This is a genomic window from Pseudomonas sp. SZ40, from assembly GCF_052958135.1.
Map to the genome: position 1 here is coordinate 56,721 of NZ_JBQWIF010000030.1, position 11,701 is coordinate 68,421.

10 protein-coding genes are annotated in these 11,701 nt (G+C 62.8%); 6 read left to right on the forward strand and 4 right to left on the reverse strand.

The features are described 5' to 3' along the window. Position 1 precedes the first annotated feature (1 nt). On the forward strand, positions 2 to 1,099 hold the full coding sequence (locus tag ACT9T4_RS20405) for an FUSC family protein (RefSeq protein WP_042555722.1): 1,098 nt from the start codon (positions 2 to 4) through the stop codon (positions 1,097 to 1,099). Between the two features lie 50 nt (positions 1,100 to 1,149). Next, positions 1,150 to 2,928 carry a hypothetical protein gene (locus ACT9T4_RS20410; protein ID WP_499118687.1) on the forward strand — a complete coding sequence of 593 codons (1,779 nt, stop codon included), beginning with the start codon at positions 1,150 to 1,152 and terminating at the stop codon, positions 2,926 to 2,928. An 83-nt stretch (positions 2,929 to 3,011) separates the two neighbouring features. Here ACT9T4_RS20410 and ACT9T4_RS20415 read toward each other — a convergent pair whose 3' ends face one another. Next, positions 3,012 to 3,356, reverse strand: a complete 345-nt coding sequence (locus ACT9T4_RS20415) for a YggL family protein (RefSeq protein ID WP_042555721.1) — start codon at positions 3,354 to 3,356, stop codon at positions 3,012 to 3,014. 156 nt (positions 3,357 to 3,512) lie between these two features. Between ACT9T4_RS20415 and dacB the strand changes: the two genes are divergently transcribed. After that, the gene (gene dacB / locus ACT9T4_RS20420; RefSeq protein WP_042555720.1) at positions 3,513 to 4,991 is read left to right on the forward strand and encodes a D-alanyl-D-alanine carboxypeptidase/D-alanyl-D-alanine endopeptidase; all 1,479 of its coding nucleotides are present in this window, start codon (positions 3,513 to 3,515) and stop codon (positions 4,989 to 4,991) included. A 75-nt stretch (positions 4,992 to 5,066) separates the two neighbouring features. Here dacB and rlmKL read toward each other — a convergent pair whose 3' ends face one another. Further along, positions 5,067 to 7,313 (reverse strand): bifunctional 23S rRNA (guanine(2069)-N(7))-methyltransferase RlmK/23S rRNA (guanine(2445)-N(2))-methyltransferase RlmL, encoded by a 2,247-nt coding sequence (gene rlmKL / locus ACT9T4_RS20425; RefSeq protein WP_042555719.1) that lies wholly within the window; start codon positions 7,311 to 7,313, stop codon positions 5,067 to 5,069. Positions 7,314 to 7,737: 424 nt separating this feature from the next. Between rlmKL and rmf the strand changes: the two genes are divergently transcribed. After that, the gene (gene rmf, locus ACT9T4_RS20430) at positions 7,738 to 7,953 is read left to right on the forward strand and encodes a ribosome modulation factor (protein WP_073268316.1); all 216 of its coding nucleotides are present in this window, start codon (positions 7,738 to 7,740) and stop codon (positions 7,951 to 7,953) included. A gap of 95 nt (positions 7,954 to 8,048) precedes the next feature. Here rmf and ACT9T4_RS20435 read toward each other — a convergent pair whose 3' ends face one another. Both ACT9T4_RS20435 and ACT9T4_RS20440 read right to left on the reverse strand, forming a co-directional pair. Further along, positions 8,049 to 9,071 carry a quinone-dependent dihydroorotate dehydrogenase gene (locus ACT9T4_RS20435; RefSeq protein WP_499118691.1) on the reverse strand — a complete coding sequence of 341 codons (1,023 nt, stop codon included), beginning with the start codon at positions 9,069 to 9,071 and terminating at the stop codon, positions 8,049 to 8,051. 74 nt (positions 9,072 to 9,145) lie between these two features. Next, positions 9,146 to 9,367 (reverse strand): DUF2835 domain-containing protein, encoded by a 222-nt coding sequence (locus ACT9T4_RS20440; protein ID WP_042555839.1) that lies wholly within the window; start codon positions 9,365 to 9,367, stop codon positions 9,146 to 9,148. A gap of 125 nt (positions 9,368 to 9,492) precedes the next feature. Between ACT9T4_RS20440 and ACT9T4_RS20445 the strand changes: the two genes are divergently transcribed. Together ACT9T4_RS20445 and ACT9T4_RS20450 are read left to right on the forward strand one after the other, a co-directional pair. Then, a complete protein-coding gene (locus tag ACT9T4_RS20445; protein ID WP_499118693.1) occupies positions 9,493 to 10,356 on the forward strand; it encodes a DUF6685 family protein in 864 nt (287 codons plus the stop codon). Between the two features lie 96 nt (positions 10,357 to 10,452). Further along, positions 10,453 to 11,451, forward strand: a complete 999-nt coding sequence (locus ACT9T4_RS20450; protein ID WP_264650078.1) for an alpha/beta fold hydrolase — start codon at positions 10,453 to 10,455, stop codon at positions 11,449 to 11,451. Positions 11,452 to 11,701 lie beyond the last annotated feature (250 nt).

Below are 11,701 nucleotides of genomic sequence, written 5' to 3' on the forward strand. Positions count from 1 at the left end.
CATGCGCCAGGTATTGCGACAGCTGTTCAGCTGGCACGCCGGGCCACCCGCCTGGGGGCCGGCCGTGGTGGCGGGCCTGGGCTGTGCGCTGCCGTTGCTGCTGGGGCTGTTCAGCGCTCATCCTGGCTTCCTGTGGGCCTCGGTCGGCGCCTTTCAGGCTGCCCAGGCCAATCCGCTGCATCGCTTCGGCATGCTGCGCATGCTACTGCTCACCGGGCTGGGCGCCTGCAGCGCCGGGCTGGGCTTCTGGTCGGCCACGCACCCACTGATCAGCCTGTCGCTGTTCGCCGCCTTCGGCCTGCTGCTGGCCTGGCTGCAGCGTTACGGCACCGAGGCGGGCAAGCTGGGTATCGGCCTCACCGTGTGCCTGTGCCTGGGGCAAGGCCAATACGGCAGCAGCAGCCTGAACAATCCCTACGCCATCGCCATGCTGTTCATTCTCGGCGGGCTCTGGGTGATGCTCCTGGCGTTCGGCCTGCGCGGCGTCCACGGCCTGCGCATGTGGCCGTACATGCCGCGCCTGGTGAGCCTGCTCAAGGTGCTGCGCCGCCACGCACGTCGCCAGTCGCGCCAGCAATGGTGGTTGTACGCCACGGGCTGCACGCTGGCGGTATCGCTGGCTGGTCTGATCGTCAACCTCGCGCACCTGCAGCGCGGCTACTGGCTGACCCTCGCGGTGGTCACCACGCTGCAGCTGGAGTTCAGGGGTAGCCTGGTGCGCGCCCTGCAGGCGAGCATGGCCAGCCTGAGCGCTGCCGGGCTGCTGATCCTGTTCGGCAACAGCCTGCAGAGCCCACCGCTGATGGTGGCCATCATGCTGCCGCTGATCACCCTCAGTCGTGCGCTGCAGGCCCACAACTACGGTCTGTTCGTGCTGCAGACCACGGTGTGCTTCGTGCTGCTCGCGGAGAGCCTGGCCAGGGACTGGCACCTGCCACAGGTACGCCTGTTCAACGTCACCCTCGGCATCCTGCTGGCGCTGTTCATCGCCCTGCTGATGCATGGCCTGCGGCAATGGCTGGACAATCGAGCCGAAGCAAAACGGCGACCAGTCGGCAATAACGACCCAGCGCATTCACATGAGTCGACAGGATCCTGAACGCTTGACTATGCTGGCCAGTTAATAGCGCAACCATGGAGCGAGGCGCGATGCCCGGCAGTTTCCGCCCCGCAGAACGCAGATTACCCCTGCACGTCCACATCAGCGTGCTGTTCATGCTCATGCTGCTGCTCGCCGGCGGCGCACTGGGCCTGTTCAACTACCGCCAGACCACCGCGATCATCTTTTCCAGCAGCGCGACCCTGTTCGAACACATCCAGCAGGATGTGCACCGCGATATCAGTGCCACCTACCAGCCCATTCGGCATCTGCTCGGTGTACTGGCCTACGCGCAAGGCGCTCGCAGTGATGACCTGCAAACGCGCATGACGCTGCTCGCCCCCTTCGCCCAGGCCCTGCGTGACAATCCCAAGCTGGCTTCGCTGTATCTCGGTTACCGCAGCGGCGACTTTTTCATGGTTCGAGCCCTGCGTACCCGAGCCATCCAGCGACAGTTCCAGGCGCCTGACGGTGCATCCCTGCAAATCTGGTCGGTCGAGCAGCACGATGCTGGCAGAATCGGCGAGTATCTGTTCTTCGACGACGCGCTGAATCTGCTGGAGAGGCGCACGCTGGGCAGTCAGGATTACGACCCGCGCATGCGCGAGTGGTACAGCCGTGCCCGCAGTCAGAAAGGCAGCGTCACCACCACGCCCTACGTATTCTTCTCCTCGGGCGCGATCGGCACCACCCTCGCCAATGCCGCCGGTGAGGAGGCGGTAATTGCCGCGGATCTGACCCTGGAAGATCTCTCCGCCACCCTGATCAAGCACAAGGTCACTCCCAATAGCGAAGTGGTGCTGTTCGATGCCCGAGGCCTGGCCGTGGCCTATCCCGATAGCCAGCGCCTGCTCAACCACACGCCCGAGCCACGACTGCGGCCAGTGACCGAGCTGCTACCGGAGCTGGCCGGAACGCTGGACGAACTGGCCCCGGGGCACAACCAGCAGGGTATCGAGACGCTGAACAAGCGCCGCTGGGTGGTTTCACGCAGCCACGTCAGCGAAGGTGGGCCCGATGGCCTGTACCTGGCACTGCTGGTGCCCGAGGACGAACTGCTCGCCGACGCCTACCGGATTCGCTGGCAAGGCGCGCTGATTACCCTGACCACCCTGCTGCTGTGTCTACCGATCGCCTGGCTGGTGTCGCGTTGCATCACCCGTCCGCTGGCCGCCCTGCAGGATCAAACCGAAGCCATGGGGCGTTTCGACTTCGCCGCGGCAGGCGGCATACGCTCCTCGGTACTGGAAGTGGATTGCCTGGCCCAGGCCATGGCACGGATGAATCGGGCCCTCATCCATTACCAGCAGATCATCGCCGAACTGGGACATCAACCGAGCGTTCAGGCGCTGCTGAAATGGATAACCCGGCAGACCCTGCAGGCCATCGATGCCCAGGCTGGCATCGTCTATCTGGTCGAGGATGGGCGTCTGCGAGCGCAAACGCTGGAGTTGGAACACAGTGGTGACAGGCTGCGCGTCAGCGACCTGCAGACCCAGCCGCTGGATGGCGGCGATTCGCCGATCTGGTTGGCCCAGGCTCTGGATCAGGGCACCGCAGCACTGTCACTGGGCTTCGACAAGGCTGGCGATCTTCAGCCGCTGCTCAATGTGCTCGGGACACCGCGTGTGAACGTACTGGCCATTGCCTTGCGTGATCGACAGGGCAAGCTGCTCGGCCTCTTCGTGCTGCTTCAAGGCGAGCTGCTGGACGGCCATCGCGGCATCCGTCATGAACAATGCGTGGCATTCAGTGAAGCCGTGGCAGCGATTACCGCGCGGCATCTGGAAAGTCGTCAGGCCGAAGAGCCCGAGAGCGGAGCTGGATGAAGGCTGCTGCGCCGGCTCAGGTTGTCTAGACCGTCATCGTCCTGCGCAAATGAGAAGGGCCTCGAACGAGGCCCTTGCAGGAATCAGGAAGCCGAGTTGATCTCGTTTTCCGGATACCAGACGTCGAGCAGCGGGCTGACGCTGAAATCGACCAGTTCCGAACGCCCCTTCAGCCAGGCTTCGACAGCGGCGCGCTGCTCTTCGCTGACCGAGCCGCGCTTGGACAGGCACACCAGGCCGTAGTCGTCACCGCCCACATAGCCAAGGCCGTTGGCAGTCATGGCGTCGCTCAGGAAGGCATCGAGAAAGGCGTCGACGGCTTCGTCGCTCAGGTCTTCCTTGAAGTTCAGGTTCAGTTCGAAACCCAGCTCCTGGAATTCGTCGACACAGAGTTTCTTGCGCAGACGACGGGAACGATTGGTAGCCATGGGTAAAAATCCTTCAGAGTGATAACGCGCGGCACTCTACCAGCTTCACGGCCACGATGCCCGTCAGCTGATGAAAAACCCGGCGATTGCAGCCCTGATAGCGCAGCCATGGGGCATAATGCGCGGCATTGTCCCAAACCGCTGTGGGAGCTCGTAATGCGATTTTCCGTTGTACCCGTCGTCCGGAGGCTGCGCATCCTCCGCCCTCTGGCCCTCGCCTGCCTCGTACTGCCCACTGCCCTGCCCGCCCATGCGGCGACCAGCGCCAACCTCCCGGAAAGCGTGGCCAAGAGCCTCAAGGCCAACAAGATCGGCCAGCAATCGTTGTCGGTGGTCACCCTGCCGCTCACTGGTCCAGGCAACGGCACCATCTTCAATGCCGATGTGTCGGTGAATCCGGCTTCGACCATGAAGCTGCTGACCACCTTCGCCGCACTGGAACTGCTCGGCCCGACCTATCAGTGGAAGACCGAGTTCTATACCGACGGCCAGCTCAAGGACGGCGTACTCAACGGCAACCTGTACCTCAAGGGGGGCGGTGACCCCAAGCTGAACATGGAAAAGCTCTGGCTGCTGCTGCGCGATCTGAGGGCCAACGGCGTGCGTCAGGTGACTGGTGACCTGGTGCTCGATCGCAGCTATTTCTCGCAACCGGACCTGCCCGCCTTCGACGACGACGGCGGCGATGCCAACAAGCCCTATCTGGTCACCCCCGACTCGCTGCTGGTCAACCTCAAGGCGCTGCGCTTCATCGCCCGCGCCGAAAATGGCAAGGTCACTGTCGCTGCCGAGCCACCGCTGGCGGGGTTGACGCTGGATAATCAGGTCAAGGTGCTCAAGGCTGGCAAATGCCCCGCCTGGCCGGACGTGCGCTACAACCCGGTCAAGGAGTTCGACGGCACCCGGGTGATCGTCACCGGCCAGTTGACCGATGGCTGCAGCGCCCAGACCTACCTGTCGCTACTCGACCATCCCGGCTATGCAGCGGGTGCCGTGCGCGCCATCTTCCAGGAACTGGGCGGCAGCATCATGGGCAAGAACCGCCAAGCCGATGTGCCGAAGAGCGCGAGCCTGCTGGCGCGAGCCTTTTCCCCGGATCTGGTGGAAATCATCCGCGACATCAACAAGTACAGCAACAACACCATGGCCCGGCAGCTGTTCCTCAGCATCGGCGCGCAGAATCGCACCAATGCGGACGTCGACGACGCCCACGCTGCGCAGCGGGTGATTCGCGCCTGGTTGGCCCGCAAGGGCATTACCGCGCCGCAGTTGGTAATGGAGAACGGCTCCGGGCTGTCCCGGGCGGAGCGCCTGAGCGCGCGAGAAATGGGCCGTATTCTGGAGGCTGCCTGGAAGAGCCCTTATGCCGCCGAATTCATCAGCTCGATGCCGATCGTCGCGCTGGACGGCACCATGCGCAAACGCCTGCGTAACACGCCGATGGCCGGCCAGGCGCACATCAAGACCGGCACCCTGAACAACGTGCGCGCCATCGCCGGCTTCAGCCGCGACAGCAATGGCAACAGCTGGGCCGTGGTGGCGATCCTCAACGACCCAAAACCCTGGGGCGCTTCGGTGATTCTCGATCAGGTGCTGCTCGACCTCTACAAGCAGCCGAAGAGCGCTGCCAGATAAAAGCATGACGTCGCAGCGACACCCGGGAGAACGCCCTGGGTATCGCTGCGCTCGACCCGGGCTACGGTCCGTTGGTTACTTGGCCGTCAACTTCCACGCGCGGTGGATCTTGGCGTTACGGGCGAAGTCCGGATCGAGGGTCGCTGCGCTGATTTCTTCCACCTGATAACGCGATGGCAACTGCTCGTCGAGCAGGAACTTGCGGAAGTTGTTGGAGAAGTACAAAACCCCAGCCGGGGCCAGACGCGCCATCGCCAGATCCAGCAGCTGCACATGATCACGCTGGACGTCGAACACCCCTTCCATGCGCTTGGAGTTCGAGAAGGTCGGCGGATCGATGAAGATCAGGTCGTACTCGCTGCGGTCATCGGCCAGCCAGCTCATCACATCGCCCTGTTCCAGGCGGTTCTTGTCGGAAAAACCGTTGAGCGACAGGTTGCGCCGCGCCCAATCCAGATAGGTCTTCGACAAGTCGACGCTGGTGGTGCTGCGCGCGCCCCCCTTGGCCGCATGCACGCTGGCCGTAGCGGTGTAGCAGAACAGGTTGAGGAAACGCTTGCCCGCGGCCTCCTTCTGGATGCGCAGGCGCAAGGGACGGTGGTCGAGAAACAGCCCGGTATCCAGATAGTCGGTCAGGTTGACCAGCAGCTTGATGCCGCCCTCCTTCACCTCCATGAACTGGCCCTGAGCGGCCTGGCGCTCGTACTGCTTGGTACCGCTCTGCCGCTCGCGGCGCTTGATCACCACCTTGCTCTTGTCGATGCCCAGCGCCTGGGGAATGGCGGCCAGCGCATCGAACAGACGGGCCTGGGCCTTTTCCGGATCGATGGAACGTGGCGCTGCATACTCCTGCACGTGCACCCAGTCGTGATAGAGGTCGATAGCGAGGGCGTACTCGGGCATATCGGCATCGTACAGACGGTAGCAGTCGACGCCCTCGCGGCGCGCCCACTTGCCGAGCTGCTTGAGATTCTTCTGCAGACGGTTGGCGAACATCTGTCCACCTTCGCTCAGGCGCGCCTGCTCCACGGGAGCCGGTGCCGGCTTGATCGGGTTGCCGTTGCGGTTGAGTTTCGGTTCTTCGGCCTGCAGCTCGCTCTGCTCTCGTTCGCGCTCGCGCTGCTCGGGAGTGCGACGTTCGCCGGTGACGAACTGCTCGGGCTGAACCTTGATCAGCAGCAGCTTGCAGGGCAACGCGCCGTTCCAGAACGCATACTGCTTGTGGCTACGGATGCCCATCCGCTTGCCCAGATCGGGCGCACCGGTGAATACCGCCGCTTCCCAACCCATGCAGGCCTGACGCAGGCGCTCGCCGAGGTTCTGATAGAGGTACAGCAGGCTTGCCTCATCACCCAGGCGCTCGCCGTAGGGTGGGTTGCTGATCACCAGGCCTTTCTGATTCTGGTCAGGGCGCGGCTCGAAGGTCGCCACTTCGCCCTGATAAACCTTGATCCAGTCACTCAGCCCAGCCCGGTCAATATTGTTGCGGGCAGGCTGAATCAGTCGCGGATCGGCTTCGTAGCCACGAATCCACAACGGCGGCTTGGCCAGGCCGGCAGCGGCACGCTCTTCGGCTTCAACGCGCAAGCGGTTCCAGGTGGCTGGCACATGGCCAAGCCAGTTGCTGAAGCCCCATTGTTCGCGGGTCAGGTTCGGCGCGATATCGGCAGCGATCATCGCGGCCTCGACCAGAAAGGTGCCCACACCGCACATCGGGTCGGCCAGGGCGCCGCCTTCAGCGGCGATACGTGGCCAGCCAGCGCGGATCAGCACCGCGGCCGCGAGGTTTTCCTTCAGCGGCGCAGCACCCTGCTGCAGGCGATAACCACGCTGGTGAAGACTGTGGCCGGACAGATCCAGCGACAGGATCGCTTCGCCACGATCCAGGCGCAGGTGCACGCGCAGATCCGGATTGACCTTGTCCACCGACGGCCGGGTGCCATCGGCCTGACGCAGCTTGTCGACGATGGCGTCCTTGACCTTCAGGGCGCCGAAATGGGTGTTGTCGATGCCCGAGCCATTGCCGCTGAACTCGACAGCCAGGCTACCGCTCGGCTCCAGGTGTTCGAACCAATCGACATCGAGTACTCCCTGATACAGGGTCTCCGCATCGCGCACCGGAAAACGCGCCAGCACCAGCAGCACCCGGTTGGCCAGGCGTGACCACAGGCACAGGCGATAGGCCGTCTCCATGCTGGCTACGCCACGAATGGCCGAGGTGTGCTCACGGGCCTGCTCCAGGCCCAGCGCCTTGGCTTCCTCCAGCAACAGGCCTTCGAGCCCCTTGGGGCACGTGAGGAAGAGTTCGTTATCGTCCGACATCAGAGATCCAGTGCCCGAAGGCAGTAATGGGTTGGGCGCAACAGAAGGCACAACCAAAATAAGTGACAAAAAGTCGCAAAGCGACCCTTCGTCGGAATAAATAGCAGGTGTAATCGATAGCCATTCACGATGGCAAAACACCAGCAAGCAATGCGCAAAGCCCCAGCTAGCGCGACTTTCGCTCAAGGGCGGCAGAAAAATACGCCGACCTTATGGCCTCACCCGCAAAACCGTTACGTCCTTATGACAAATCGATCATTCACACGGGTTCATGCATTCGATAGAAATCTACCCAGGCCATCGTCGCAATGACGGTGGCACAGGAGGCTCGCGACGCCGGCAGCGAACTCCACGGCAGAACCTTCTGCCTGACCTCCCAGAGGTCTATGGGACATAAACAGTCAACAAGTGAGGGCAACACCCTATGAGAAGACTTAAGCGTGATCCTTTAGAAAAAGCTTTTCTGCGCGGCTATCAGTACGGCATCAGTGGTAAATCCCGCGAGCTTTGTCCTTTCACTCTTCCGTCCGTGCGTCAGGCCTGGCTCAATGGCTGGCGTGAAGGCCGCGGTGACAACTGGGACGGTTTGACCGGCACCGCCGGTATCCATCGACTCAACGAACTTCGAGCTGTCGGCTAAACCAGGGACCTACCGACTTCACCAAGCACGCTCCATCCGAGCGGCGGGCGAGAGCCCAGGGGCTCCCTTGAGGGAGCCCTTTTTATTTCCCCTTCTCAGCGGCGCGCCGCGGCAATTGCATCCACCGCCTCGCGAATCAGTGCCGGCCCTTTGTAGATGAACCCGGAATAGATCTGCACCAGGCTCGCACCCGCCGCGATCTTCTCTGCGGCATGGCGACCTTCGGTGATACCGCCAGCAGCGATGATCGGCAGACGCCCACCCAGCTCCCCCGCCAACACGCTGACCGTGTGAGTGCTCTTGTCGCGTACCGGCGCACCCGACAGGCCACCCGCCTCGTTGGCGAACGCCAGGTTCTCGACACCCTCACGACTCAGCGTGGTGTTGGTGGCGATGACGGCATCCATACCGCTTTCCAGCAGCGCAGCGGCAACCTGAACGGTCTCCTCATCGGTCATGTCCGGGGCGATCTTGATCGCCAGGGGGACGCGACGACCCTGGCTCAGGGCCAGCTCGTTCTGGCGCTTGTGCAGGGCATCGAGCAGCTGCTTGAGCGAATCGCCGAACTGCAGGCTACGCAGCCCCGGCGTGTTCGGCGAACTGACGTTGACCGTGATGTAACTGGCGTGGGCATAGACCTTGTCCAGGCAGATCAGGTAATCGTCTACCGCTCGCTCGACCGGGGTATCGAAGTTCTTGCCAATGTTGATCCCCAGTACACCGCGGAACCTGGCGGCCTGCACACGGGCGAGCAGGTGATCGACGCCGTGGTTGTTGAACCCCATGCGGTTGATGATCGCTTCGGCTTCGGGCAGGCGAAACAGTCGAGGTTGGGGATTGCCTGGCTGCGGACGCGGCGTGACAGTGCCGATTTCAACGAAGCCGAAGCCCAGCTGCGCGAAACCGTCGATGGCATCGCCATTCTTGTCCAGCCCTGCGGCCAGGCCAACCGGGTTGGGGAACTGCAGGCCCATCACCGTAACCGGCAGGCTGCTCGGCGCCTTGCACAGACGTCCGGCGAGGCCCAGCCGGCCGGCTGCACCGATCAGGTCGATGGACAGCTCGTGGGAGGTTTCCGGGGACAGTTTGAACAGCAGCTCGCGGGCCAGGTTGTACATGGGCAGGCTCAGCTCGTCAGTGGCGAAATCGAAAGGCGCGAATTATAGCCGCCCAACGCCCCGCCTAGCGAGGCCTAAGGCAGGCGGCGCAGGCTGAGCAACTCGCCTTCCTCGTTGAATTGCAGCTCGAAGGAACCATAGATGCCCTCATGGGTCAGAAATGGCCGGAAATGATGGGACGGAATGCTCACCCGCCGGCCATCACGGCTGAGGGCCTGGATGCGATTGGCCCGCCCCTGATAGACCACCCGCAGACGTTCTGCCGATAACGCGATATCCAGAACCAGGCTGGGCATGGAGGCTCCTTGCAAATGAATGAACGGATTCTGCCACAAGGCCGCCAGCCACGTGCACTGGCGCTTGGCATTGCGGTGCCAGCTCTGCCACACTGCCTCGGGCATACAGACGTACGCGAGTTGCCATGAGCCTGCCTGAACAGCCCAGCCCCATCACCTCACGCCTGACCGCCCTGGCTCAGCGTGTGGGTCTGCTCGGCCGTGGCAGCAGGCCGATCTTCGAACGCGCCAGCCAGCTGTGCCTGCCGTTCGCCGCGATTCCCACCTTCACCGACAATATCTCCTGGCTTGGCGGCCCGCCGCTGCATCGCCTCAAGGATCTACCGCGTAGCGCACTGTCCGGCCCCGTGCAGGAAGACAAGGCAGACGCTCATGCTGCGCTGACCCATCTCATCGAGGTCGAGCACCGGCAGATCGAGCAGCTCGACCTGCGCAAGGTAGACAGTCTGGTTCATTGCGATGAGCGACACGCCAGCTTCGAAGACTATGCAGCCAGCGACGCCTGCCGAAAAATCCGCATCATCAGCTATCGGGATTTCCTCAAGACGCTCGGTCAGGCGCTGCCCGGCTTCCCCAATCAGCGCCTCGATCTCCTCCAGGCCGAATGGCGCGGTGAGCGGCTGTTCTGGGCCGGGGAGTCACACCTGCAGGCATTCGCGAGCGCCGTGGCCTATGCGCGGCTGCGTGGGCTGGAAATCAGCCTGCCGGCGGACATCACCCGATACCGCGTCAGCGCGCAAGGCCTGCATGATCTGGATCAGCATTACCATGCCCTGGCCATGCCCTGCGCCGCCTGGAGCGATGCCGCTTTCATGCAACTGCTGATGGATCACGACGTGCCCTACGCCCGCCTGAGCCTATTGCGCACCCCGGGCTCGCCGGAATTTCTGCTGTTGCCCAAGCATTCCCCCCAAGCCTCCGCACTGGGCGAAGGCCTGTGCCAGGCTGGTGCCCCGGATATGCTGCACTACGTTCGCGAACTGGGCTGAAACCCGCCACTCGGACAGGTTTTGTAAACACTTGCCGGCAATGCCAGCCATGCATTGCTGTCAGTCTTTGCTCCCCCAACGTCTGGAGCATTCCCCGTGCGCATTGCCCTCGCCACCCTGCTGATCGCTGGCAGCCTGCCAGCCCTGGCTACCGAAACGCCCAGTTACGGCCCCGAACTGCAAGGTTTCGATTACCCACATGAAATCAAGCGATTCACCTTCGAGTCCCAGGGCAGCTCGCTGCAGATGGCCTACATGGACGTGCAACCGAAGAAAGCCAATGGCCGAACCATCGTGCTGATGCACGGCAAGAATTTCTGCGGCGCAACCTGGGAAGGCAGCATCGCAGCGCTGAGCGAGGCCGGTTACCGTGTGGTGGTGCCGGACCAGGTGGGCTTCTGCAAGTCCAGCAAGCCGGCTCATTACCAGTACAGCTTTCAGCAACTGGCCAGCAACACCCATGCGCTGCTGGAACAGTTGAAGATCGAGCGCGTGACGGTCATGGGTCACTCCATGGGCGGCATGCTCGCCACCCGTTATGCCCTGCTCTACCCCGAACAGGTCGAGCAATTGGCGATGGTCAACCCGATCGGCCTGGAAGACTGGAAGACCCTTGGCGTTCCCTACCTGAGCGTGGATCAGTGGTACCAGCGCGAACTGAAGACCACTGCAGAAGCCAGCCGCAACTACCAGAAGAACACCTACTACGCGGGTCAGTGGCGCCCCGAGTTCGACCGCTGGGTAGATATGCAGGCAGGCATGTTCAAGGGCGATGGCAAGGAAATCGTGGCATGGAACTCGGCGCTGACCTACGACATGGTCTACACCCAGCCGGTGGTCTACGAATTCGCCAACCTGAAAATGCCAGTGCTGCTACTGATCGGCGAAAAGGACAACACCGCGGTCGGCAAGGACGCAGCGCCTGAAGCGATGCGCAGCAAACTCGGCGACTACAAGGCACTGGGTCCGGCGACCGCTAAACGTATTCCCGATGCGACCCTGGTGACCTTTGCGGATCTCGGCCATTCGCCGCAGATTCAGGAGCCGGAGCGCTTCCACAAGGCATTGCTCGAAGGCCTCCAGCAGAAACCTTGAGACAGCGACCTCACCAAGCGAAGCAAAGGCTCGCGTAGCGATGTGCAGGCGGCCTTTGCACGGGATTGCGGCACAGTCACCCATCGCCCACAAGCCAGCCCCTACGCAGGCATCTCGGCATCCGTAGGAGCCCGCTTGCGGGCGAATCGTTTGGTCGACGCGATGCTGCGATGTGGCCGCTATCCATCGCCCGCAAGCGGGCTCCTACACCATCCGAGTCAACACCGCCCCAGCAGCAGGCACCTCGATA